Source organism: Ilumatobacter sp., from assembly GCF_041688325.1.
GTDB lineage: Bacteria > Actinomycetota > Acidimicrobiia > Acidimicrobiales > Ilumatobacteraceae > Ilumatobacter_A.
Genome location: NZ_JBDNIJ010000303.1, coordinates 22,026 through 44,239, shown reverse-complemented (window position 1 = coordinate 44,239; position 22,214 = coordinate 22,026). Strand labels below are relative to the sequence as shown.

General features: G+C 63.0%; 18 protein-coding genes. 11 read left to right on the top strand and 7 right to left on the bottom strand.

The genetic code is table 11. From position 1 onward, the window contains the following. Positions 1–129: 129 nt before the first annotated feature. Together ACH2EI_RS16290 and ACH2EI_RS16285 are read right to left on the bottom strand one after the other, a co-directional pair. The gene (locus tag ACH2EI_RS16290) at positions 130–1,266 is read right to left on the bottom strand and encodes a DUF1501 domain-containing protein (RefSeq protein ID WP_395152778.1); all 1,137 of its coding nucleotides are present in this window, start codon (positions 1,264–1,266) and stop codon (positions 130–132) included. 185 nt (positions 1,267–1,451) lie between these two features. Further along, positions 1,452–2,693 (bottom strand): DUF1800 family protein, encoded by a 1,242-nt coding sequence (locus ACH2EI_RS16285; RefSeq protein WP_395152777.1) that lies wholly within the window; start codon positions 2,691–2,693, stop codon positions 1,452–1,454. 95 nt (positions 2,694–2,788) lie between these two features. On the opposite strand from ACH2EI_RS16285, the gene ACH2EI_RS16280 reads away from it, so the two are divergent. Continuing rightward, positions 2,789–3,583: an enoyl-CoA hydratase/isomerase family protein gene (locus tag ACH2EI_RS16280; RefSeq protein ID WP_395152776.1), complete on the top strand. Its 795-nt coding sequence runs from the start codon at positions 2,789–2,791 to the stop codon at positions 3,581–3,583. 1 nt (position 3,584) lies between these two features. After that, positions 3,585–4,802, top strand: coding sequence for a cytochrome P450 (locus tag ACH2EI_RS16275; RefSeq protein ID WP_395160785.1), 1,218 nt, complete (start codon positions 3,585–3,587; stop codon positions 4,800–4,802). Here the strand turns inward: ACH2EI_RS16275 and ACH2EI_RS16270 are convergent. Next, positions 4,786–5,592 (bottom strand): hypothetical protein, encoded by an 807-nt coding sequence (locus tag ACH2EI_RS16270; protein ID WP_395152774.1) that lies wholly within the window; start codon positions 5,590–5,592, stop codon positions 4,786–4,788. The genes ACH2EI_RS16275 and ACH2EI_RS16270 overlap by 17 nt on opposite strands. Positions 5,593–5,713: 121 nt before the next feature. On the opposite strand from ACH2EI_RS16270, the gene ACH2EI_RS16265 reads away from it, so the two are divergent. The 5 genes from ACH2EI_RS16265 to ACH2EI_RS16245 all read left to right on the top strand — a co-directional run bounded on the left by ACH2EI_RS16265 (position 5,714) and on the right by ACH2EI_RS16245 (position 12,837). Beyond that, entirely contained in the window at positions 5,714–7,300 is a 1,587-nt protein-coding gene (locus ACH2EI_RS16265) for a long-chain-fatty-acid--CoA ligase (protein WP_395152773.1), read from the top strand. 150 nt (positions 7,301–7,450) lie between these two features. Beyond that, positions 7,451–9,385 (top strand): translational GTPase TypA, encoded by a 1,935-nt coding sequence (gene typA, locus ACH2EI_RS16260; protein ID WP_395160783.1) that lies wholly within the window; start codon positions 7,451–7,453, stop codon positions 9,383–9,385. A 28-nt stretch (positions 9,386–9,413) separates the two neighbouring features. After that, complete coding sequence (gene larE, locus ACH2EI_RS16255) at positions 9,414–10,223, top strand: ATP-dependent sacrificial sulfur transferase LarE (protein WP_395153009.1); 810 nt, start codon at positions 9,414–9,416, stop codon at positions 10,221–10,223. Positions 10,224–10,290: 67 nt separating this feature from the next. Further along, positions 10,291–11,337, top strand: a complete 1,047-nt coding sequence (locus tag ACH2EI_RS16250; protein ID WP_395153008.1) for an LLM class F420-dependent oxidoreductase — start codon at positions 10,291–10,293, stop codon at positions 11,335–11,337. 36 nt (positions 11,338–11,373) lie between these two features. Beyond that, positions 11,374–12,837 carry a VWA domain-containing protein gene (locus ACH2EI_RS16245; RefSeq protein WP_395153007.1) on the top strand — a complete coding sequence of 488 codons (1,464 nt, stop codon included), beginning with the start codon at positions 11,374–11,376 and terminating at the stop codon, positions 12,835–12,837. 590 nt (positions 12,838–13,427) lie between these two features. Here the strand turns inward: ACH2EI_RS16245 and ACH2EI_RS16240 are convergent. The 3 genes from ACH2EI_RS16240 to ACH2EI_RS16230 are packed head-to-tail and all read right to left on the bottom strand — an operon-like array spanning position 13,428 to position 16,492. Next, a complete protein-coding gene (locus ACH2EI_RS16240) occupies positions 13,428–14,423 on the bottom strand; it encodes a VWA domain-containing protein (protein ID WP_395153006.1) in 996 nt (331 codons plus the stop codon). Continuing rightward, positions 14,420–15,391 (bottom strand): DUF58 domain-containing protein, encoded by a 972-nt coding sequence (locus tag ACH2EI_RS16235; RefSeq protein ID WP_395153005.1) that lies wholly within the window; start codon positions 15,389–15,391, stop codon positions 14,420–14,422. Before ACH2EI_RS16235 ends, ACH2EI_RS16240 begins: the two co-directional genes overlap by 4 nt. Before the next feature lie 3 nt (positions 15,392–15,394). Beyond that, complete coding sequence (locus tag ACH2EI_RS16230) at positions 15,395–16,492, bottom strand: AAA family ATPase (RefSeq protein ID WP_395153004.1); 1,098 nt, start codon at positions 16,490–16,492, stop codon at positions 15,395–15,397. An 86-nt stretch (positions 16,493–16,578) separates the two neighbouring features. On the opposite strand from ACH2EI_RS16230, the gene ACH2EI_RS16225 reads away from it, so the two are divergent. From ACH2EI_RS16225 to ACH2EI_RS16210, 4 genes are all read left to right on the top strand, one after another. Next, positions 16,579–16,926 carry a hypothetical protein gene (locus ACH2EI_RS16225; protein WP_395153003.1) on the top strand — a complete coding sequence of 116 codons (348 nt, stop codon included), beginning with the start codon at positions 16,579–16,581 and terminating at the stop codon, positions 16,924–16,926. 75 nt (positions 16,927–17,001) lie between these two features. Continuing rightward, on the top strand, positions 17,002–18,219 hold the full coding sequence (locus tag ACH2EI_RS16220) for a geranylgeranyl reductase family protein (RefSeq protein ID WP_395160781.1): 1,218 nt from the start codon (positions 17,002–17,004) through the stop codon (positions 18,217–18,219). Between the two features lie 91 nt (positions 18,220–18,310). Then, positions 18,311–19,216, top strand: coding sequence for an SDR family oxidoreductase (locus ACH2EI_RS16215; protein ID WP_395153001.1), 906 nt, complete (start codon positions 18,311–18,313; stop codon positions 19,214–19,216). A gap of 58 nt (positions 19,217–19,274) precedes the next feature. After that, on the top strand, positions 19,275–20,132 hold the full coding sequence (locus tag ACH2EI_RS16210) for a MaoC/PaaZ C-terminal domain-containing protein (RefSeq protein ID WP_395153000.1): 858 nt from the start codon (positions 19,275–19,277) through the stop codon (positions 20,130–20,132). A 29-nt stretch (positions 20,133–20,161) separates the two neighbouring features. Here the strand turns inward: ACH2EI_RS16210 and ACH2EI_RS16205 are convergent, their stop codons facing one another. Then, positions 20,162–21,943, bottom strand: a complete 1,782-nt coding sequence (locus ACH2EI_RS16205) for a proline--tRNA ligase (protein WP_395152999.1) — start codon at positions 21,941–21,943, stop codon at positions 20,162–20,164. Positions 21,944–22,214: the final 271 nt, after the last annotated feature.

Below are 22,214 nucleotides of genomic sequence, written 5' to 3'. Positions count from 1 at the left end.
TCGGGGCCACGCGGCTGACTTCGTCGGCCCTGCGACTGGCGTCGCAGCTCAGAAGTCTTCGGGCTGCGCCCGAATTCGCTGCGCTCTCGGGGCCACGCGGCCGACTGTCGTCGGTGACACTCTGCTCCTTTACTTGAGCAATGCGATCTCTTCGTAGCGCTTGCCGAGGATCTGTTCGACGTCGCCACCGAGCCAGTCGAGGCAGGCGGTGAACATCAGCCGGGGATCGAGCTGCGGGCGAAGATCGCCGTCGAGGAGGTCGCTGGTGTCGAGCGCTCCGAACAGCGCGCCGTTGACGGAGTTGCCCATGAGGAACGACACACCGGCTGCGCCGTGGTCGCAACCTTCGCTGGCGTTCTGAGCGACGCGTCGGCCGAACTCGCTGGTCGTGGCGAGCAGAATTCGATCGCTGGCACCGGCGTCGTCGAGCGTCGCCCAAAACTGGGACAGCCCGTTCGCCAGGTCAGCGAGGAGTGCAGCATGGGTTTCCAACTGTTCGCTGTGCGTGTCGAACCCGTTGACCGAGATGGTGACGACACGCGTTCCGACGTCGCCGAGAATCATCTCGGCGGCGACGGCCAGCCCCGTCGTGTAGGCACCGGATTGGGCCCCGAGGGCATCGGCGGCGCGCTTCGGAGTGCGTGCTCGTACTGCGTCAGCGATCTGGTCGAATTCTTCGATGGCGCCAACCGAATCGACGAATGCTCGCTGGGCGGCAGCAACGATTGGGTCGTCGCTTTGCTGCTCGCCGAGCGCTCGAATGGTGGCGTTACTCAGCGTTGAGGGGAATGCGAACGCATCGACGTCATCAATCACCGTGGCGCTTTTTGAGGCCCCGATGGCTACTTCGCCGACAGCGCCGAGTGACGTGGCGCCGAGCGAGGTGAGTTCGTCCGGCAGCGTGTCAAGCCAACGACCGAGCCAGCCGAGGCTGTCGTCGAGTCGGTCAGCACGCGCCCACCGATCCATCGACACGAAGTGCGATCGGTTCGGATCGTCGAAACCGATGCCTGCGAGCGTTGCCATGCGCCCGCTTTCTACAAACGGGAGGAGCGGACTCAACGACGGATGCAGGCCATGACCCTGAAGCGCCGTGCTCATCATGATGTCGCTCTCCGCCAGCGACAACGTCGGACGGAGATCGCGGTACGCGCCCGTCAAGGGCGGCAAAGTGTTGACCGCGTCGTTACCGCCCCGCAGTTCGACGAGCACTAAGACAGGTTGATCGACCATGGCTGCTGATGCGAGTTCAGGTGGGGTTGACACGGTGGTGACCACGCCTGCAGTGGTGGTTGGGGCTGTGGTGGTCGGAGCAGATTTCGCTGACGACGATGGAGACGATGGGGATGACGCGGACGATGAAAAAGTCGGGTCGGCCGGCTGCGTGGCAGCGCACCCGGTGGCGAGGAGGCCGCCCGATAGGGCAAGGAAGCGGCGCCGTGAAATGACGATCATGCGAGAAGGCTTTCCGGGCAGACGAGCGCAACGGTGAGGCGTCCGACAGGATCTGCTGTTGAGCCGATGGCGCTGCGCGTGCCAGCGCCGAACGGTTCGCGTAGGCCCAGGTGTTCGGCAAGCTGATCGACGTCGTTGTCTTCAGCAGCGATGTGGAGCGGCTCGGATGGGTCAGTAGCTGCGGCGAGCGCTGCTGCAACGTTGGTTCGAGCAATGAGCGAACTCGAGGTCAGCCACTCGGTTCCCCGGGGCCAACCGGCGACGCTGGGCGGGAACAGCGGGACCTGACCCATCTCGCGTATCGACTGGGTTGCTGAACGACGGAGCCCGCTCAAGTCGACGCCGGTCGCACGAGCGCAAATCACGAGCCAGCGGATCGGGTCGAGCACGACAGTTGTCGATGCTCCTTTGAGGCCGAGCCGTAGCGCCTGTTCAATGACCGCATCGAGGCGCCGACCAGTTGCTTTGTACGTACTGATCAAGTCGCTTCGCACGTCTTCGCGGGTGTCGCCTGTGAGGTCCCCGAGATATTCGGAGATGATGCGGTCGGCAACGAAGCCCGGGTGAGCCGGATCGTTGATGACCGCGTCGATGACCGATCCGACGTCGTTGACACCGGTGGCGCCGAGCAGCGTTTGCGATGTGTCGTCGTGGCGTCGCCGAACGAACTTTGCACTGCGGTCTCGTCGATCGATCGTCCACCCGGTGAGCGCAATCGCCGCAGCCTGCACGTCGGCCTCGGTGTAGTTGCCTTCGCCGAGGCCAAACAGTTCCAGTAACTCCCGGCCGTAGTTCTCGTTGGGCGCTTGAGCGGTGGACGTCCTGCCGTCGAGGTAGACGAGCATCGCTCGGTTGATGGTCAGATCACCCAGGAGGTCGGCGAAGTCAACGCTGCCGGACTGTTCGAAGAGCTGGATCTGTTCGACCATCGCTTCGGGATTTGGCACCTTGTCCAGCGAGCTGACCAGCCATCCATGCAGCATCCAGGTTCTGCGATCGTGGAACGGACGGTCGCTCGCGATGAGGGCGCCGAGCCAGGCTCGAACAGCGGCGGCACGGCCCTTGTTCTGTGGATCGAGATCGGTGTCGGCCCAGATGTGGCGCGGCGTAGCTGGTGGAGCAAAGAAGGCATCGAGTGAGTCGTCGGGGTCGCGCTCGACTTCGGCCTTGAGGTCATTGGGATGGAGGCCGAGCCCAGCTCGGCGATGCAGCCATCCGGCTGCCTGTTGTCTGTCCATGTACACCATCGTCCATGCCGAGGGTAAGGCGCTGGCAAGAGCAGCGCAGGAGCCCGGTTCGAACGGAGCAGCGCAGCTCGCGTACGTTCCCGTACATGGAGACGATCTCGCTTGCCCGTACCGGCCACGTGGTGACCGCCACGATCGACCACCCGAACTCACCGATGAATGCCGTCGACGCGCAGTTGCATCACGACTTCGGCGAGCTGTTCCGCATGCTCAAGATGGCCGACGGCGAACTGCTCGACGGGGCGAGGGTGATCGTGCTGACCGGATCGGGCCGGGCGTTCTCGGCCGGCGGCGACATGGCCTGGTTCCCTGAACTGCGGTCCCCGGATCGATTGACGCGACTGCGCCGCGAAGGGAAACAGATCATCTGGGATCAGCTTGATGTAGAGATTCCGATCGTGTGCGGGCTGAACGGACCGGCGGTCGGCCTCGGCGCTTCGATCGCGCTCATGTGCGACGTGATCGTGATGGCCGAGACAGCCGCGATCATCGATCCGCACGTCCAGGTCGGTCTCGTCGCCGGTGACGGCGGGGCGGCAATTTGGCCACTCCTACTTGGCCCAATGGCGGCGAAACGACACCTGATGCTGGGGGACCCACTCACCGCCCTTGAGGCACTCCGGCTCGGTGTCGCAGCCGAGATTTGCCCGGCCGAAGATGTTGGGGCGGTCGCCCTGCGGTGGGCCGAACGAATCGCAGCACAGGCGCCGCTGGCGGTACAGGGCACAAAAATCGCGGTCAACCAGCAGTTGAAGCAAGCGTTGCTCACAAGCTTCGATTTGTCGATGGCCTTAGAGATGCCCTGCTTTAACTCTGCTGACCACGCCGAGGCTGTTGCCGCCTTCGTCGAGAAGCGCACCCCCAAGTTCGAAGGCAAGTAAAATGGCTGCCACGGAACCAGCCCCTACGTCGACGGAGCGGCTCGAGTTTGATCTCCTCGACCCCGACTTTTACAGCTCGAACCCACACGGTGCGTGGGCCTGGATGCGGGCCAACGAGCCCGTCTATCGAGATGATCGTAATGGACTCTGGGGAATCACTCGGCACGCCGACCTGATGGACGTTGAACGACGATCGACGGTCTTTCTGTCCGGGCAGGGTTACCGGGCCGTCTGGTCGCCGAGCGAGATCAACATGATTGCTCAGGACGATCCGCGACATCGCCAACAGCGGATGTTGGTGCAGGGTGACTTCACGAAGAAGTCAGTAGAGCAACGTCAGGCCGGTATCGATGACCTGGCGCGTGAACTCATCGATGCCGCGCTCGCAGCCGGTGACCACATGGAAGTCATCGATGCGATCTCGGGTCAGCTTCCGGCGAGGCTGACAGCGCAGCTGCTCGGTTATCCCGAAGAACGTTGGCCTGACCTGAAGTCGTGGTCCGAGCGGTTGATGCGAACCGACATGCGCGAGCGCGACGGCAAGGTCTTCCGTGAGTTCTTCGCCGCGAACATGGAGTTTGTCGAGGCGCTGCAGGCAGTGGCGATGGAAAAGTATGCCGACCCCACCGATGACTTGATCTCGCGATGGGTGCATGCCACCATCGACGGCGAGCCGCTGTCGCCGGAGGCAATCGTCCACGAAGTCGGCCTCTTCATTTCGGGTGGTGCGGAGACGACTCGAACCGCAATCAGCCACGGGCTGCGCACCTTCGTCGATCATCCCGAGCAGTGGGACGCCATGGCAGCAGACCCGAGCTTGGTACCTGGTGCGGTCGAAGAGATCTTACGCTGGGTGACACCGCTCAACAACATGTTCCGCCGCGCAGCTGTTGATGCCGTGGTCGGCGGGCGCAAGATCGAGCGAGGGGACCGCATCGTGTTGCTGTACCCGGCAGCGAACTTCGACGAGGCGGTGTTCAACGAGCCGTTGACATTCGACATCCGGCGCAACCCGAACCCGCACGTCGCATTCGGCTTCGGGACGCACTTGTGTATCGGTACCCATGTTGCGCGGGCGACACTCAGCGCTGTGTTTGGTCAGCTGAGCCGGCGCGTGACCAAGCTGACCGTCATCACCGAACCCGATGTCGAGTCGAACATTTTCGCTCGTGCAGTTCGCTCCTTCGAGCTCGGCTACCGGATTAGAAGATCAGGCTGAGATTGATGTTGCAGGTGCCCGCGGCTCGTTGCATCGCGCCGACGACGACGTTGTTGTCGGCAGCCGACGCAGCGAGGGTCAGGCCCTTGCCGAGACCGTCGAGACCGATGTCAGTGACGAGCGCGGCACCGAAGCATTCGCTTTGGTCTTGGCGGAGGCGGCTCGAGCCTCTCCGTGACGTCAATGTCTCGCCGATGTAGCGGGCGAAGTCAGGGTTGCCAGCGATGTCGAAGGTGATGACGTCAGGGCTGGTCGGGGCAGGATCAGCACGCACCTCGTCCAGCTCGGTCTGTGCCGACTTGAGTTCCTGGCGCAGCGTGGCGATCTCGTCGGCCAACTGCTCGTTGTTGACGGTCAAGTCATCCGCCTGCGTGCGGAGCTGAGCCAGGTCGTCTGCGCCGGCTTCGAGCTCGGAGACGGCCCCGTCACGCTCGGCGGTCAGTGCATCGGTGGAAGCCTGCAAAGCGTCGAGATCAGCCCGAGCGGTCGCGAGTTCTGACTCGAGATTCGCTTGTCCGGTGGCGCTGGCCCCAGCGTCGGCGATGGCGGTATCTCGTGCGGCTTCGGCATCGCCGGTCGCGCTCTTTGCCGACATCCACAGCAGGCCCATCCCGACTGCCAGGACGAGAGCGAGTACTGCGACGATGCCAAGAATCGTGAGTCGGCGTCTATCGCTATTGTCGGACGGATTCGGCGGTGGGAATGCCGGAGGCGGGCTCGAGAACGTCGGCGACGCTGTTGCAGGAACCTTCTCGACTTTGGTGGCGGAGTTCTCCAACAAGCCGGTCATGGAAATACCATATGGTCCGGCCGAGCGGAGAGGAGGGATGCGTCGTGCCCTGTTGCGCTGATGTTGCGCTGATATTGCGCTGATATTGGGTCATTGATCTCGACGTGTCTATTGTCACGTCATGAGCGCCATCACGAACGTCGCCGGAATCGTCCGCACACACGGTGTGGGCAGGTCCGAGCACACCGCCCTGATCGAAGGGCAACGGCGTCTGTCCTGGGCCGACGTCTATAAACGGGCGCAACGAACCGCCCAGGCGCTCGCGTCGGTCGGCGTCGGAGCAGAAGACCGTGTGGCATTCCTCGACAAGAACGGCATCGAACATTTCGATGTGTTCTTCGGTGCGTCGCTCCTCAACGCCGTAGCGGTCGACGTCAATTGGCGCCTTGCTCCGCCTGAAGTCGCCTTTATCGTGAACGACGCCGAAGCCAAGGTGCTCGTTGCCGGGCCTGACTTTGTGCCGATCCTTGACGCCATCAAGGACGAGCTCACGTCGACGACGAAGATTCTGGTCATCGGTGGGGTCGGTGAAGCAAATGGCGGCTACGACGACTTCGAAACCTGGATCAACGGTTTCGCTGCCGAAGACCCCGGCGTCGAAGCGGTTGGCGGCGACGTTGCGTTCCAGCTCTACTCGTCGGGCACGACCGGCCGCCCGAAGGGCGTCATGCTGTCCAACGACAACTTCTTCAGCTTGCTTCCGATGGCCAAGGAGATCTGGGAGCTGTCCGGCGACGCGATCAACCTCGCAGCGATGCCGCTCTTCCACATTGGTGGCGGCGGCTGGGCGACTGCAGGCATGTACGAAGGTTGCACCACGGTGATCCTCCGTGAGCTCGACCCGGCTGGCCTGATCGATCTCATTCAGAACGAGAAGGTCACCCACGGTTTTGTTGTGCCAGCAGTGCTGCAGTTCATGCTGATGATGCCGAACATGGAGGGCGCCGACTTCTCGAGCCTGCAGATCCTTGTCTACGGAGCATCGCCGATCAGCGAAGAAGTGCTGGCGGCCTGTGTCGAGAAGTTCAAGCCGTGCAAGTTTTGGCAGGCCTACGGGCTCACCGAGACGACGGGCGCAGTGTTCAACCTGCCGCCTGAAGACCACGACCCGAATGGGCCGAACAAGCATCGCCTCCGTTCCTGTGGTGTTGCCGGCCCAGGGGTCGAAGCACGGATCGTGGGCGACGGTGGTGAAGACGTTGGGCTCGGCGAGGTCGGCGAGATCTGGGTGCGCACGCCGCAGAACATGCTTGGTTACTGGAAGATGCCGGAAGAAACAGCCAAGGCACTCACGGACGACGGCTGGTTCAAGTCAGGTGATGCCGGCTACCTCGACGTCGACGGCTATCTCTACATCCACGACCGTGTGAAGGACATGATCGTTTCGGGCGGCGAGAATGTGTATCCGGCGGAAGTCGAAAATGTGCTGATGAAGCACGAGGCCATTGCCGACGTCGCGGTCATCGGCGTGCCGCATGAGAAGTGGGGCGAAACTGGCAAGGCCGTCGTGGTCGCAGCAGAGGGTGCCACCGCCGATGACGCCACGGCTGCTTCCATCATTGCGTTCGCTAAAACACAGCTCGCTGGCTTCAAGTGCCCCACGACCGTCGATTGGGTGACCGAACTCCCACGCAACCCCACGGGCAAGATCCTGAAGAAAGATTTGCGGGAGCCGTACTGGGAGGGCCACACCCGCCGGGTCGGCTGATTCGGCCTGGATCGCTTGGCCCCACATATCAGACAGCACCACGCCGAGGGCGATGATCGCAACGAATGCTCGCAGACCTCGGCTGTGACTGTGATGTGACGCGGGGCGCATCGATCGTTCGGTTGTGAAACGTGGATAGCGTGGTCAATCGTGTCTTCTACAGAAACAACCCAGACGCTCGCAGACGGACTGTCGTCGCGAACTGACATCCGCAACCTCGCGATCGTCGCGCACGTCGATCATGGCAAGACCACGCTCGTCGACGCCATGCTCCAGCAGTCGGGTGCTTTCAGCGCACACGAAGAAGTCATTGAGCGAGTCATGGACTCCGGCGACCTCGAACGAGAAAAGGGCATCACGATTCTCGCCAAGAACACGTCTCTCGTCTGGGATGACAAAGCGAGCGGCGAGAAGATCACCCTCAACATCGTTGACACGCCCGGCCACGCCGACTTCGGTGGCGAAGTTGAGCGTGCGCTTACCATGGTCGACGGCATCGTGCTTCTTGTGGACTCCGCTGAGGGCCCGCTCCCGCAGACCCGTTTCGTACTCCGCAAGGCGCTTGCTCGCAACCTGCCAGTGATCCTCGCGATCAACAAGATCGACCGCGCCGACGCTCGCACCGCCGAAGTCGTCGATGAGGTCTACGAACTCTTCTTCGATCTCGATGCCCGTGAAGACCAGGTCGAGTTCCCGATCGTTTACTGCTCAGGCCGCGACGGCTGGGCAACGCTCGACCTTGACGAGGCGCAGGCCATTGTCAAGGGCGACGTGACCGGCAAAGACCTGACGGCGTTCGTCAACGTCATTCTGGAGAGCATTCCCGCACCGACCTACACCGAGGGTGCACCACTGCAGGCATGGGTCACCAACCTCGATTCCTCGCCCTACCTCGGACGCATGGCATTGCTCCGCATCATGGAAGGCGAGATCCGTAAGGGGCAGCAGGTTGCCTGGTGCAAGGTCGACGGCACGATCGCCCGAGCAAAAATCTCCGAGCTGTTCCTCACCGAACACCTCACCCGCGTGCCGGTTGAATCGGCTCGTCAAGGAGACCTCGCAGCCATCGCCGGTATCGAAGACATCTTCATCGGTGAGACGTTGGCCGACCTGGAGAACCCGATCGCGCTGCCGTTGATCATTGTCGATGAGCCCGCACTGTCGATGACTATCGGCATCAATACCTCACCGCTCGCTGGCCGCGAGGGTAAGAAGCTCACCGCTCGCTTGGTCAAGGCCCGCCTCGACCAAGAACTGGTCGGCAACGTATCAATCCGCGTCCTCCCGACAGCGCGGCCTGACGCCTGGGAAGTGCAGGCCCGTGGTGAACTGCAGTTGGCGATCCTCGTCGAACAGATGCGTCGCGAAGGTTTCGAGCTGACCGTTGGTAAGCCGATCGTGCTGACCAAAGAAATCGACGGCAAGGTCCACGAGCCAGTCGAGCGTGTCACCATTGACGTCCCCGACGAATACCTCGGTGCAGTGACGCAGCTGTTGGCCACCCGCAAGGGTCGGATGCAGAACATGGGCGGTAGCGGTTGGGTTCGCCTCGACTACCTCGTGCCAGCCCGTGGCCTCATTGGTTTCCGTACACAGTTCATGACGGAGACCCGCGGCACCGGCATCATCAGCCACATCTTCGAAGGCTACGAACTGTGGGCGGGCGAGATCCGTGCTCGTGCGCAGGGCGTGCTGGTCAGTGACCGTATGGGTCCCGTCACCAACTACGCCATGATCAACCTGCAAGACCGCTCGGCCATGATGGTCAAGGCTGGCGACGACGTCTATGAAGGCATGATCATTGGCGAGAACTCCCGCGCCGGCGACATGGACGTCAACATCTGTCGTGAGAAGAAGCAGACCAACGTGCGTGCGTCGTCGTCCGACGACACCGTCAAGGTCACGCCACCGAAGTTGCTGTCGCTCGAAGGTGCACTCGAGTTCATCAGCGTCGACGAATGCGTCGAAGTCACGCCAGACAACATTCGTATCCGCAAGGTCGAGCTCGACCCCACGATTCGGGCCCGTCACGCCAAAAAGGTCAGCAACGAGCTGAAGGCCGAAGACGAAGCCCGTAAGGGCTAATCAACTGGGCTCGGGCATACTGGCTCCTATGGTCGCCACGCTCGATCCCGCACTTGCAGCGAAGATCGAGGCACTCGACGCTGGACTGCGTCTGCTCGGCAACACGGTCATTGCATTTAGTGGAGGCGCCGATTCTGCGTTCCTGGCGGCCTCCGCCCGGCGCGTGCTCGGCGCTGAACGTGCCCACTGCGTCACCGCGGTGTCGCCGTCGTTGGCCGGTGACGAAGAGCGAGACTGTCGGGCACTTGCCCAAGAGTGGGACCTGCGCTGGACGCCGGTCTCGACCAACGAGATGGAGCGAGCGGCCTACCGGCTGAACGACACCGATCGTTGTTTCCACTGCAAAGCCGAATTGATGGACGTCGTCGGGCCGATTGCGCAGGCCGAGGGTGCAACCATTGTGCTGGGCGTGAACGTCGACGACCTCGGCGATCACCGCCCGGGTCAGCAGGCGGCCGAACAGGCGGGGGCAGTATTCCCGCTCGTCGATGCCGGTTTCACCAAGGCCGATGTCCGCGCAGCATCGGCCTACCTCGGGTTACGCACGCACGACAAGCCTGCAGCGGCGTGCCTCGCCTCTCGGATTCCGTACGGCACCGAGGTGTCGGTCGGGATCCTCTCGCGAGTCGATCGCGCCGAAGCAGCGCTTCATCGGCTCGGGTTCGCGCAGGTCCGCGTGCGCCACTACGACGACATGGCGCGCATCGAGGTCGAATGCTCGGAGCTCTTCGGAGCCGTCGAGCGGCGCGTCGAAATCGTCGACGCGGTCAAGGGCGCCGGCTACAAATACGTCACGCTCGACCTCGAAGGTTTCCGCAGCGGCAACCTCAACGGCTGAGTCGATCAGCTCCGTTTGCTTCGCCTCGATTGTTCGAGTGCAGAGCTGTTCACGTATCGTCAGATCCATGAAGCTCTCTATGCAGATCAGCTACTCCGGTGACTTCCACGCCGACGTCGCAAAGGTTCAGGAACTCGAAAAGGCTGGCCTCGATGTCGTCTGGGTGCCCGAGGCGTACAGCTTCGACTCGGTGTCGCAAATGGGTTACCTCGCTGCCAAGACCGACACGATCGAAATCGGTGCCGGGATTCTGAACGTGTTCTCGCGTACCGCGACGTGCATGGGTCAGACCGCAGCAGGCCTCGACTTCGTGTCGAGTGGCCGGTTCATCCTTGGCCTCGGCGCCTCTGGACCGCAGGTCATCGAAGGCTTCCACGGCGTTCCGTACGAGAAGCCAATGCCGCGCATCCGCGATTACATCAACGTCTGCCGCATGGTCACCAAGCGCGAGAAGGTTGTGTACGACGGCCCGACCGTGCAGATCCCGCTGCCCGATGGTGAAGGAACGGGTCTCGGCAAGCCGCTGAAGCTGATCAACCATCCGGTGCGCGAGCACGTCCCGATCTTCTGGGCCAGCTTGATGGGCCTGTCCGTCACGGCAACCGCCGAGCACGCCGACGGCTGGCTGCCAATCTTCTTCGACCCGGAGAAGTTCCACAACGTCTGGGGAGCAGAACTGAAGAAAGGCACTGCCAAGCGTGACGCGTCGCTCGGCCCGGTGCAGATCTCCGCTGGTGGCATGGTTGCGATTGGCGAAGACCTCGTTGGCGACAAGGCCAATGCGGTGCTCGACATGGCCCGCCCAAGCGTGGCGCTCTACGTGGGTGGCATGGGCGCCCGCGACCAGAACTTCTACAACACGATCATGCAGAAGTACGGCTACGTGGACGAAGCCATCGCAATCCAGGACAACTACCTCGACGGCAGCAAGGAAAAGGCCGCCTCGCTCGTGCCCGCCGAGATGCTTGCCAACACGAACCTCGTCGGCCCAGCGAGCTACGTCAAGGAGCGCATCGCTGCGTACAAAGAGGCTGGGGTCACGCACCTGTCGGTCAACCCGGTCGGCGCTGATTCGACTGCCATGATCGAGCAGCTCCGAGGACTTATCGACTGACGGGAACCAACCCGGTGGCTGCGACGTCCAAAGGACATGCAGCAGCGCACACAACTCCAACGTCTCGTGGCCGCAGCGGCGGTACTCACGCTGCTGATGACCGCGTGCGGGAGTGACGACTCCCAAGTCGGCATCGGCGTGAGCGCGCCTGCCTCGACGTCGGCAACCATCGAGGAGACAGTTCCTTCGACACCGCCACCGACACCGCCACCCATGACGGGCGGATGGATTGGCGGTGAACCGGAGTGGTCGGGCGGCGTAGGCGAACCCAAGCTTGCTGCTGAGTCCGGCGTCCTTGAAGACGTTGCTAGCGACTCGCGTGCCGAGCCGCTGCCCTTTGAAGACCGGCCAATCGAGCCGCCGATCGATGGGCCCGTCGACACGACCCCCCTGCGTGCGGGAAGCGTCGACGACAATGCTGACTACCAGGGCTTTCTGGACTATCTCGACCGCATTCAAGGGCTCGGCATCGTCACCCGCGACCTCGATGCTGCTGGGCGCACGATTGTCCGCGTTGTCGACGCGGCAGGCAACCCGGTTCCGGGCGCAGTGGTTGAGGCATCGTCGAGCACCCTCACGCCTGACGGGATTCCGATCAAACTTCGGACCACGGCCGACGGCACTGTCCGATTCCACCCGGGCTTCTACGGCGGGGCGACAGATGGCATTGTGGACTTCGGTCTCGGCAGAGGCATGTCCGACATGGAGTTGGTGGCGGCCGCAGCAGGCGAAGACATCACGATCGTCGCTCCGTCCGCAACGATCGCCTCGCCGGTGCCGCTCGACGTCTTGTTCCTGCTCGACGCGACCGGCTCGATGGGCGACGAGATCGATCGGTTGAAGCAGACCATCGACACCGTTGCAGCTCGCGTCGCGTCACTCGACCCGGCGCCTGACGTGCGGTTTGCAATGACGCTCTACCGGGATGAGGGCGATGTGTTCGTCACCGCAAACTACGACTTCACGTCCGACGTCGAGCAGTTCCGTGCCGCATTGGCCGATGTTGTGGCCGATGGCGGCGGCGACTATCCGGAGGCACTCGACGAAGGGCTCGCCGATGCGCTTGCCAAGCCAGCCTGGCGTGATCCGGCCCAGGCGATCCAGCTGATATTCATCATCGCAGATGCCCCGCCCCAGGTCGGTCGTCAGGTGGCGACGCCGTACACCGACTCGGTCGTCACTGCGATAGAGCGTGGAATAAAGATCTTCCCGATCGCATCGTCAGAGAGCGATGACCAAGCAGAAGCCGTGTTTCGCCAATTGGCGCAAGCAACCGGTGCCCCGTTCGTCTTTTTGAGCAACGGAGCAGGCGGCGCGGCGACCGGCGGGTCGACCGATATTGCCTCCACCGACTACGAAGAGCTCGCACTCGATGAGTTGGTCGTGCGGCTGATTGCCGAAGAGCTGTCGGAGTTGTCAGCCTTGTCGGGCACTGGCGCAGGCAACGTAGCGGTACCCACGACGGTCCCTCCGGTGAGCACGAACCCTGACGGCCAATAACACGGACCGTGATATCGCTTCGACACAACCGGTCGAGCGGGGCTGCGGGGCTGGGGGGGTGCCGGCGTTGTTCTCGCTCAAGAATTTCGGCGGCGGTACCGAAGGCAGAGCCGTGGACGGACCCGAAGGGGCATTGACATTCCAACGAAGGACGAAAAATGACGAGCAATCCCAGCAATGCCGATGTACTTGACGCCGTTGCTACGGAGCTGAGCAGATCCAGTTGGGACGTCGTCACTCCGCCTTCGTGATGAAGTCGTTGGCGTCGGACAGGCGACCGTGTTGACGCTTGTCGACCACCTGTTCTCACTTGTCGAGTAGCCGACCCCCTGGCCAAGCGAGAGCGGGCAACGTTGACGGTGCAGCAAGAGGCCCCGCCCTACCGGTACGTCATGGTCGAAGGCCCGGTGACCTTGGCGCCGCATGACACGGACACGAAGAACATCGACACGAAGGAGCTGGCCACCCGCACCTGGGCGCCGCGATGGGCGCGTGGTACGCCGAGAACAACCCTCCGAGCGACGACTCGGTAGTGGCACGTCTGGTATCAGAACAGTGGCTGACGGTCGACTACAGCAAGGTGATGTAAGTCAGACCATGCCCCTGAGCCAATACAGGCTCAGTGCCCAAGCAAGTGAGAGCAGCAGGAACGAGGCCATGGCCCAACGCCAGGTCAACTCCTTGACGATCTCGATCTCTTCACCCAGGGTGTCGCCGAGCGAGGCCTGAATCTGATCGTACGCCTCGACCAGTTCGTTGCCGGTACGGGCCTCGAACGACGCTCCACCAGTGGCCTCGGCAACAAGTTCCAGATCGGCGGGGCGAACAGGCACCGGCACCGGCTGGCCACCGACCGGGTCGTTGATCACGCCAGCCTCGGTGCCGAAGGCGATCGTGAAGACGGGGATCCCCGCGTCGGCCGCATCTTGAGCCCCGTCGGAGGTGAGCCGGCCCACCGTGGTTTCGCCGTCGCTGAGGAGGACGATCACTCCGGGAGCGATGCCGGCATCGGATGCAGGGACGTTGGCGCCGTTTTCGGCGGAGGACGTTAAGAGGTCGGTGGCGGTGCTGAGGGCGTCGCCGATCGCTGTCGACTCGGCCAGGACCAGTCGGTCGAGCCCTCGATCGAGCGCACTGCGATCGAGTGTCGGAGGAACCGCAACGGTGACCCTGCCGGAGAACGAGATGAGTCCAACTTCGACGCCGTCATCCACTTCGTCGATGAAGTCGCGAGCTGCGGCGCGGGCCGACTCGAAGCGGTTGGGGTCGACGTCGGTGGCCTCCATCGAGAGCGACACATCGAATAAGACCAGAATGCGGCCCTCGCTGTTGGTCCGTTCGGTGGACCGGTCCACGGGTCTGGCGATCGCAATGACGGCTGCTGCGAGGCCGAGCAACTGAATTGCCGCGATCACATGCCGCCGCCACTTGGGACGTTCTGGAACGATCTTGTCGAGCAGGTCGATCTGCGTAAACCGCACAGCCGTGCGACTGCGCCAACGCAAAGAGGCCACGTAGAGCGCGCCCAGTGCGACGACGATCAGGAGAAACCAGAGTCGTCCGCCTGCGATGAAGTCGGTACTCATCGGCGCAGGACGCCTCCCCGCACGGCCTGGGTGCGGCGTCGTTGCACGTGTTGCACGATGGAGCCGAGCCAGTCACCGTGAGTAGAGAGCTCGATGATCTCTGCGCCGCTTCGGCCGATGGAATCGAGGCGGCTCGAGCGTTGCTCGGCGGCAGCATCGGCGAACTTGCGTTGCACGTTGGCGGTGACTCGAACTTCGCGTGTCCGTCCGGTGGAAGGATCGGTGAGGTGGACGAGGCCGATGGGCGGGATGTCGTACTCACGTTGATCGTGGATCGTCACAGCGAGGAGGTCATGGCGAAGTCCGAGGCGGCCGAGCGGATCGACCCAGGCGTCGCCGGCGAAGTCGGAGATGACGCCGACGAAACCGCGTCGCTTGCCAACAGCTCCGACTCGGTCGAGTGCTCCGGCGAGGTCGGCAGCGCCGCGTCCTTCGGACGGTGGCGCCGATGCGATTGTCGACAGGATGGCGCGTACCTGGTTCTTGCCGGCTCGTGGCGGCACGACGTGGATGTCGGGCCCCGCAACCAAGATGGCGCCGACGCGGTTCTGGTTGCGAGCAGTGAGGAACCCGATGACTGCAGCAGCAGACAGGGCCGTTGCTGCCTTGTCGTTCGGGACGGTGCCGAATCGCATGGTGGCAGAAGTGTCGACGACGATCCAGGCGGTGAGGTCATGATCGGCGATCTGGTTGCGAATGTAGGTCTCGTTCGTTCTGGCTGTCACGTTCCAGTCGATGCGCCGGACGTCGTCGCCTGGTTGATACGGACGAGACTCCCCGGGCTCGGTTCCGTGGCCGGGGATCAGGCCTTGGTAGTTGCCGTGGAGTACGCCATCGAGCCGACGACTGATCGTCAGATCGAGCGTCCGGAGGAGTTCGGTGACGGTCTCGGTGGGCGGACCTTGGGCCCAGGTTCCCACCGTGCCGGACCGCCCAGCGACATCGGCAGCGGTTGTAGGTGCCGGCATCGATCAGCTCCGCTCGAAGGCGTCGTTCGGCTTGGGCGACACCCAGTTCGCCGGAACGGTGGCCAAGATCCGCTGGATCACGTGGTCGGCCGTGATGTCGCGGGCAAGCGCGTCATACGTCAGCAACAGGCGGTGGCGCAGGACCTCAGGCGCCAGATCAAAGACGTCCTGCGGCGTGGCGTACGTGCGGCCTCGGAGCATCGCAATGGCACGAGCGCCCTTGACCAAGTTGATCGATGCACGCGGGCTGGCGCCGAGGCCAATCACCGTGCTGAGATCAGCGAGGTTGAAACGGTCGGGGTAGCGCGTGCATTGCACGAGGTCGATGGCGTACTGCGAGACCGAACGATCGACGAAGACTTCGTCAGAGCGTTGCTGCAGCCTGATGAGCTCGTCGAGCGTGATGACCTGCGCTGGCACCGGCGCGGCGGAGGCAACAGCCATCCGGTCGAGGATCATCATCTCCTCATCGGCGCTCGGGTGATCGAGGACGATCTTCATCATGAACCGGTCGCGCTGCGCATCGGGGAGTTGGTAGACGCCTTCGGACTCGATCGGATTCTGTGTGGCGACGACGAAGAACGGCGGCTGGACTGGGTGGGTGATGCCGCCAATGGTGACCTGCTGTTCGGCCATGACTTCGAGCAGTGCCGACTGGACCTTGGCGGGTGCACGGTTGATCTCGTCGGTCAGCAGGAAGTTGACGAACACGGGGCCGAGTTCGACGTCGAAGGTCTCACTGCCCGCACGGTAAATGCGTGTGCCGACAATGTCGGACGGCAAGAGGTCAGGCGTGAACTGGATCCGGGCGAACGACCCGCCGACCACAGCGGCAAGCGTTTCGGCGGCGAGCGTTTTCGCGAGACCCGGAACCGATTCGAGCAGGCAGTGGCCGCGACATAACACGCCGACGAGCAAGCGTTCCAACAATCGGGACTGGCCAACGATCACCTTGCGCAACTCGAAGAAGATTTTCTCGAAGGTCTCTGCAGTCGCCGCGTCATTCATCGGAGCGACGGGCGGAGTGCGGCCGCCGCTCGTCGTCGGAGTGCCAGCATTGGGCTGGGCCGGGTCGGTATCGGCCATCTCGAAGTCGCTCATTCAACGGCTGACGTTAGCTGTCATGCATCGACGTCACTGTTCGGGGCTGCCTGCTTCGCGGCAGCGTTTCTCAGTATTCTTTCTGCATGAGCGACGATCTCGACACCGCCGCAGCTGCGAATTCCGACCGAGCCCACCCTCAGGAACTCGCCGGGTCGGACGACGAGTTGCAAGCGCGAATCATCCGCGACCGAGAGGAGTATCGGGCGTCACGGAAACTCTCCTCGATCGAAGCCGGTCGTCGCAAGGGCGGATTGCTCGGTGCAGCGTTGGCCGGGGCCATGATCACCCTCAGCGAGCTGTACGAGGGCAAAGAGATCAAAGACGACATCGAAGAGGTGTCGGAGAGCGCCGGCAAAGTGGGCGATATCGACAAAGACGGCATCGGCCTAACGGTCGCTGGCGTCAACGTCCACACCGAGCTCCCTGGCTGAAACGGTGATGTAACTGTTTACACATCGACGAGCGTGATCACGCACTTGTCGGTGAGCGCTTCTAGCCTGCACAACGTGAACGAGACCGTGTCGACCGACGTGCTGGTGGTGGGTGGCGGCCCCGCCGGATCGGCCGCAGCAATCGCTCTCGCTCGGTCTGGGCGTGACGTCGTGTTGATCGATCGAGCGGTCTTTCCGCGCGACAAGTGCTGCGGCGATGGCCTGACCACGCTGGCGTTACGTGAGCTTGAACTACTCGCCTTCGATCCGGGCACGGTCGTCGACTGGTTTGAGGTCGACGGCGCATCGCTGCGTTCGCCGTCAGGTCGTTCGGTCGATGTTCCGCTCGACGGGCCGGGCACGTATGCCGCTGTTGCGCCGCGACTCCAACTCGACAACGCACTCGTCGATCTGGCGCGAACTGTCGGAGTCGATGTGCGCGACGGATCCGGATTCGAGTCGATGATCGAGCATGATGACCGGATCGAGGTCGTCGCCGATCACCTCCACATCACCACTCGCTACGTGATTGCTGCCGATGGCATGTGGAGCCCAGTGCGCAAGGCACTCGGGATCAACGAGCAGGGTTACCTGGGGGAATGGCACGGCTTTCGGCAGTACGGGCGCGGTGCAACCGGCACAGCAGCAAAGCAGCTGCATGTCTGGTTCGACGCCGACCTTCTGCCGGGGTACGCCTGGTCGTTTCCCCTGCCGAACGGCCGATTCAACATCGGCTTTGGGGTCCTGCGCGGTGGCGAAGTCAAGACCAAAGACATGAAGGAACTGTGGCTCGACTTGCTCGAACGCCCGCACATCGTCGAGGCATTGGGCCCTGACTTCGAGCTGGAGGATCGCCACACCGCCTGGCCGATCCCGGCGCGTGTCGACGAAGCGGTTCTGGCTCGCAGGCGCGTCTTGTTCACCGGCGATGCCGCGATGGCGACCGATGTGATGACGGGCGAAGGCATCGGTCAAGCATTACTGACAGGCCGACTCGCCGCCGAGGCGATAGACGCCGCCGGCGCGCTCCACCCGAGCGTTGCAGCAGGCATTTATGAGCGGGAAGTCGCGTATCACCTGTTCGCCGACCACAAAATGTCACGGGCGCTCGGCAAGGTGCTCGCCAAGCCGTGGGGTGCTCGAGGTGCGATCAGAGTCGTCGCTGCGAGTGGCGTGTGGGGCAAACGCAACTTCGCCCGCTGGATGTTCGAAGACGAGCCGCGCTCCATCGCACTCACGCCGAGTCGATGGCACCGCAAGTTGTTCAAACGACCCGGCGTCACCCTCAAATAATTACGCATGGGGTCAGGCCCCTTTCGCAACTCTGTGCGGGCAGTGGTCTCCGACCCGATCAATCAATCCGCAGATTCATACAGTCGTCGGCATGGCACGACTCTGTGAAGGCAAGATCGCAATCGTTACTGGCGCAGGTCGCGGTATCGGCCGAGAGCATGCGTTGAGCTTGGCTCGCCACGGAGCGAAGGTTGTCGTGAACGATCTCGGTGGCGAACGCGATGGCACGGGAACCGACGTGTCACCGGCCCAGCAAGTCGTCGACGAGATCGTCGCCGGCGGTGGCGAGGCAATTGCGAACGGCGACAACGTGGCCGATTGGGACGGTGCCAAGCGGATGGTCGATATGGCGATTGAGACCTTCGGTGGCCTCGACGCGGTCGTCAACAACGCCGGAATCCTTCGCGACCGGATGCTTGCCAACATGACGGAGCAGGAATGGGACGCAGTCATCAACGTGCACCTGAAGGGCACGTTTGCTCCGGCTCGTCACGCAGCCGCCTACTGGCGTGAGCAGTCAAAGGCGGGCAATGCGGTTGCTGGCCGAATCGTCAACACGTCGTCGGTTTCAGGCATCTACGGCAACGTCGGCCAGTCGAACTACGGCGCAGCGAAGGCGGGCATCGCGGCGTTCACACAGATCACGTCGATGGAGCTCGGTCGTTACGGAGTGACGGTGAACGCTGTCGCACCGGTGGCGCTGACCCGCATGACCGAAGACCTCGGCCCAGCGCCGGAGACCGACGAGGAGCGCGAGGCTCGGTCGCCGAAATGGATCGCTCCGATTGTCACGTGGCTGGTCTCAGACGAGGCGGCCGACGTGACCGGTCGTGTCTTCGAGGCGTCCGGACAGTTCCTTGCTGTCGCGGAAGGTTGGGTGCGCGGACCGGCCGTCGACCCCACCGACGATCCTGAGTCGCTCGGGCCGATTGTTGAGTCGCTGCTTGCCGACGCCCGCGGGAGAACAGGCATGGACGGCAAGACCGTCACAGGCTGAACGCGAAGGAACCTCAGAAACCCCACAGCAAACGTCGACCAAACCAGGGAGCAACATCATGCCAATCAACCCCGATGCCGTCGGATCCACGAGCGATCCGGTCGAAGCCAGTTGGAACTCGAAGGATGCGTTGCTCTACGCGGTCGGCATCGGTGCCGGCCACGACGACTTGCCCTTCACGACCGAGAACAGCAACGACATCGAGCAACTTGTGTATCCGACGTTCCCCGTCGTCGTCGGGTGGGGGCGAGGCTCGGCGATGGGCAAGATCGGTTCGTTCAACCCGGCAATGCTCGTCCACGGTCAGCAGGCGGTCACGCTGCATCGCCCGATTCCCGTCGAAGGTACGGTCACCTTGACCAGCAAAATTACGGGTATCTATGACAAGGGCAGTGCCGCTGTCGTGGTGTCAGAGACGGTCGCCGTGATGGACGGCGAGCCGCTCTACACGAACGTGGGCTCATCATTCATGCGTGGCGAAGGGGGCTGGGGCGGCGACCGTGGTCCGTCCGGCCCGAAGAACGTGCCACCGGAGCGGCCTTGCGACCACGAAGTCACCTACGTGACCGATCGTGACCAGGCGTTCATCTACCGCTTGTCAGGTGACCGCAACCCGTTACACACCGATCCGGCCTTTGCCGCGATGGGTGGGTTCGACACGCCGATTCTGCACGGCCTCTGCTCATATGGCTTCACTGCCCGAGCGCTCCTGAGTGCATTGTGTGACAACGACCCGGCGCGTTTCCAGCACATCGAAGGTCGCTTTGCCTCACCGGTCATCCCCGGCGATGCGCTGCGAGTGCGTATGTGGTCGACCGAGAGCGGCGAAGCGATGTTCACCACGAGCGCACTGCCAGCCGGAGGCGGCGATGAGCGGGTCGTGATTGACCAGGGCTTGGTGCGCCAGAGGAAATAGTTGCGAAAGGGGCCTGACCCCAGGCGTAATTATCTGGCGAGGGCGATGAGATGGTCGACGATTGCTGAGGTCGAGATGTCCTCGCGCTCGCCGGTTTTGCGATCTTTGACCTCGATGGTCGGGTCGTCCTCGTTGCTCAGCCCGCGGCCCACAACGACGATCGTCGGGACGCCGATCAATTCGGCGTCCTTGAACTTGACGCCGGGTGAGGTCTTTGGCCGATCGTCGAGGAGGACGCGCAGGCCGGCGGCCTCGAGCGAGGCAGCCAACTCTTCGGCGTACGGCCCGTGCGCTGTGCCCTCTTTGCCGGCGCTGACGATGTGGAAGTCGGCGGGCGCAATCTCGCGCGGCCAGCACAACCCGTTGTCGTCGAGGGATGCCTCAGCGATAGCGGCGAGGCAGCGCGACACTCCGACTCCGTACGAACCCATGGTCGGGGTGACCGGCTTGTCGTTCTCATCGCGCACGGTCAGTTCAAGTGCTGCGGCGTACTTGGTGCCGAGCTGGAAGATGTGGCCAATCTCGATGCCGCGCGCGATTTCAATGCTCGAGCCACAGGACGGGCACACGTCGCCGTCGAGGATCTCGGCAGCTTCGACCACCCCGTCACCTGTGAAGTCGCGACCTGCAGTGAGGTGCAGAACGTGGTGGTTGTACTGGTCGGCGCCGGTGATCCACTGGGTACCATCGACGATGCGAGGATCGAGGAGGTAGCGGATGCCAGACGCTTTGTCGGCGCCGAGTGCGCCCGGCCCGATGTAGCCCTTTTTCAGGGCGGGGTACTTCTTGAAGTCGTCTTCGTCGAACGGGGCGACTTCGGCCGGAGCGACCTGAGCTTCGAGGCGCTTCATGTCGACCTCGCGGTGGCCTTCGAGGCCCACGGCCAGCGGTTCGGTTGTGCCGTCGGGGTGCCTCAACGTGACGACGACGTTCTTCAACGTGTCGGCAGCGGTCCAGTCACGGTCCGGGTGGCGCAGCGACGCATCGCCGTTCTCGCCGACACCATTCACGTAGTCGACGAGCTTGGCAATCGTCGGCGTCTTCGGCGTGTTGTGCACCATCGACGCGGGCAACCCATCGAACGGGATCGCATCGGGCACCGGCGTATGGACGGCCTCGACGTTTGCTGCGAAGTCGCAGGTGGTGCAGCGGACAAACGTGTCTTCACCAACCGGCAGGGGAGCAAGGAACTCTTCCGATGCCGAACCGCCCATAGCGCCGGAGGTGGCGGCGACGATGACGAACGGGAGCTGCATCCGCTCGAACAGCTTGATGTAGGCGTCGCGATGCGCTTGATAAGCGGCGTCGAGGCCGGCCTGGTCGAGGTCGAAGCTGTACGAGTCCTTCATCGAGAACTCGCGAGTGCGCAACAGACCTGCTCGCGGACGTGCTTCGTCACGAAACTTCGTCTGGATCTGGTAGATCACCAGCGGCAGATCGCGGTAGGAGCTGTAGAGGTCCTTCACCGTGAGGGTAAACATCTCCTCGTGCGTCGGCGCGAGCAGGAACTCGGCGCCGTGACGGTCTGTCAGGCGGAACAGATTGTCGCCGTATTCCTCGTAACGGTTGGTGGCCTCGTAGGGCTCTTTCGGCAGCAGTGCAGGGAAGTGGACTTCTTGGAATCCGGCAGAGTTCATCTCTTCGCGTACGATGCGCTCGACGTTACGAAACACCTCCCAGCCAAGGGGGAGCCAGCTGAATCCCCCGGGTGCAGCGCGGCGGATGTAGCCCGCACGTACCAGGAGACGATGGCTGGGAACCTCGGCGTCAGACGGGTCGTCACGCAAGGTTCGAAGGAAGAGACTGGACATCCGGAGCACGTGACGAAGCTACCGGCTGCTGTTCAGACAGTTCGCCTTCGGTTGATGGAGGTTCGTACGGTTTGGCCAGAAACGGTGCTCACCGCAACCGTCTGAATCGACGCTGCCATTCAATCGCGTTCCGAACCTCATGGCTCCGAACCCTTTCACAACTTCGACCTGGCAGGCGACGTGTTTCCAGTGAGCGACGAAGACACTGATTGGTTCGGCAATGGGTCTTGCCGAGTAGTAACCACCGTTCGGCCCGGCCCGGCCCGAACGG

Coding starts and splice junctions, on each gene's coding strand:
- ACH2EI_RS16285 (WP_395152777.1), bottom strand. CDS start 2,693: ATGGACAGACAACAGGCAGCCGGATGGCTGCATCGCCGAGCTGGGCTC.
- ACH2EI_RS16280 (WP_395152776.1), top strand. CDS start 2,789: ATGGAGACGATCTCGCTTGCCCGTACCGGCCACGTGGTGACCGCCACG.
- ACH2EI_RS16275 (WP_395160785.1), top strand. CDS start 3,585: ATGGCTGCCACGGAACCAGCCCCTACGTCGACGGAGCGGCTCGAGTTT.
- ACH2EI_RS16270 (WP_395152774.1), bottom strand. CDS start 5,592: ATGACCGGCTTGTTGGAGAACTCCGCCACCAAAGTCGAGAAGGTTCCT.
- ACH2EI_RS16265 (WP_395152773.1), top strand. CDS start 5,714: ATGAGCGCCATCACGAACGTCGCCGGAATCGTCCGCACACACGGTGTG.
- larE (WP_395153009.1), top strand. CDS start 9,414: ATGGTCGCCACGCTCGATCCCGCACTTGCAGCGAAGATCGAGGCACTC.
- ACH2EI_RS16250 (WP_395153008.1), top strand. CDS start 10,291: ATGAAGCTCTCTATGCAGATCAGCTACTCCGGTGACTTCCACGCCGAC.
- ACH2EI_RS16245 (WP_395153007.1), top strand. CDS start 11,374: ATGCAGCAGCGCACACAACTCCAACGTCTCGTGGCCGCAGCGGCGGTA.
- ACH2EI_RS16240 (WP_395153006.1), bottom strand. CDS start 14,423: ATGAGTACCGACTTCATCGCAGGCGGACGACTCTGGTTTCTCCTGATC.
- ACH2EI_RS16235 (WP_395153005.1), bottom strand. CDS start 15,391: ATGCCGGCACCTACAACCGCTGCCGATGTCGCTGGGCGGTCCGGCACG.
- ACH2EI_RS16230 (WP_395153004.1), bottom strand. CDS start 16,492: ATGAGCGACTTCGAGATGGCCGATACCGACCCGGCCCAGCCCAATGCT.
- ACH2EI_RS16225 (WP_395153003.1), top strand. CDS start 16,579: ATGAGCGACGATCTCGACACCGCCGCAGCTGCGAATTCCGACCGAGCC.
- ACH2EI_RS16215 (WP_395153001.1), top strand. CDS start 18,311: ATGGCACGACTCTGTGAAGGCAAGATCGCAATCGTTACTGGCGCAGGT.
- ACH2EI_RS16210 (WP_395153000.1), top strand. CDS start 19,275: ATGCCAATCAACCCCGATGCCGTCGGATCCACGAGCGATCCGGTCGAA.
- ACH2EI_RS16205 (WP_395152999.1), bottom strand. CDS start 21,943: ATGTCCAGTCTCTTCCTTCGAACCTTGCGTGACGACCCGTCTGACGCC.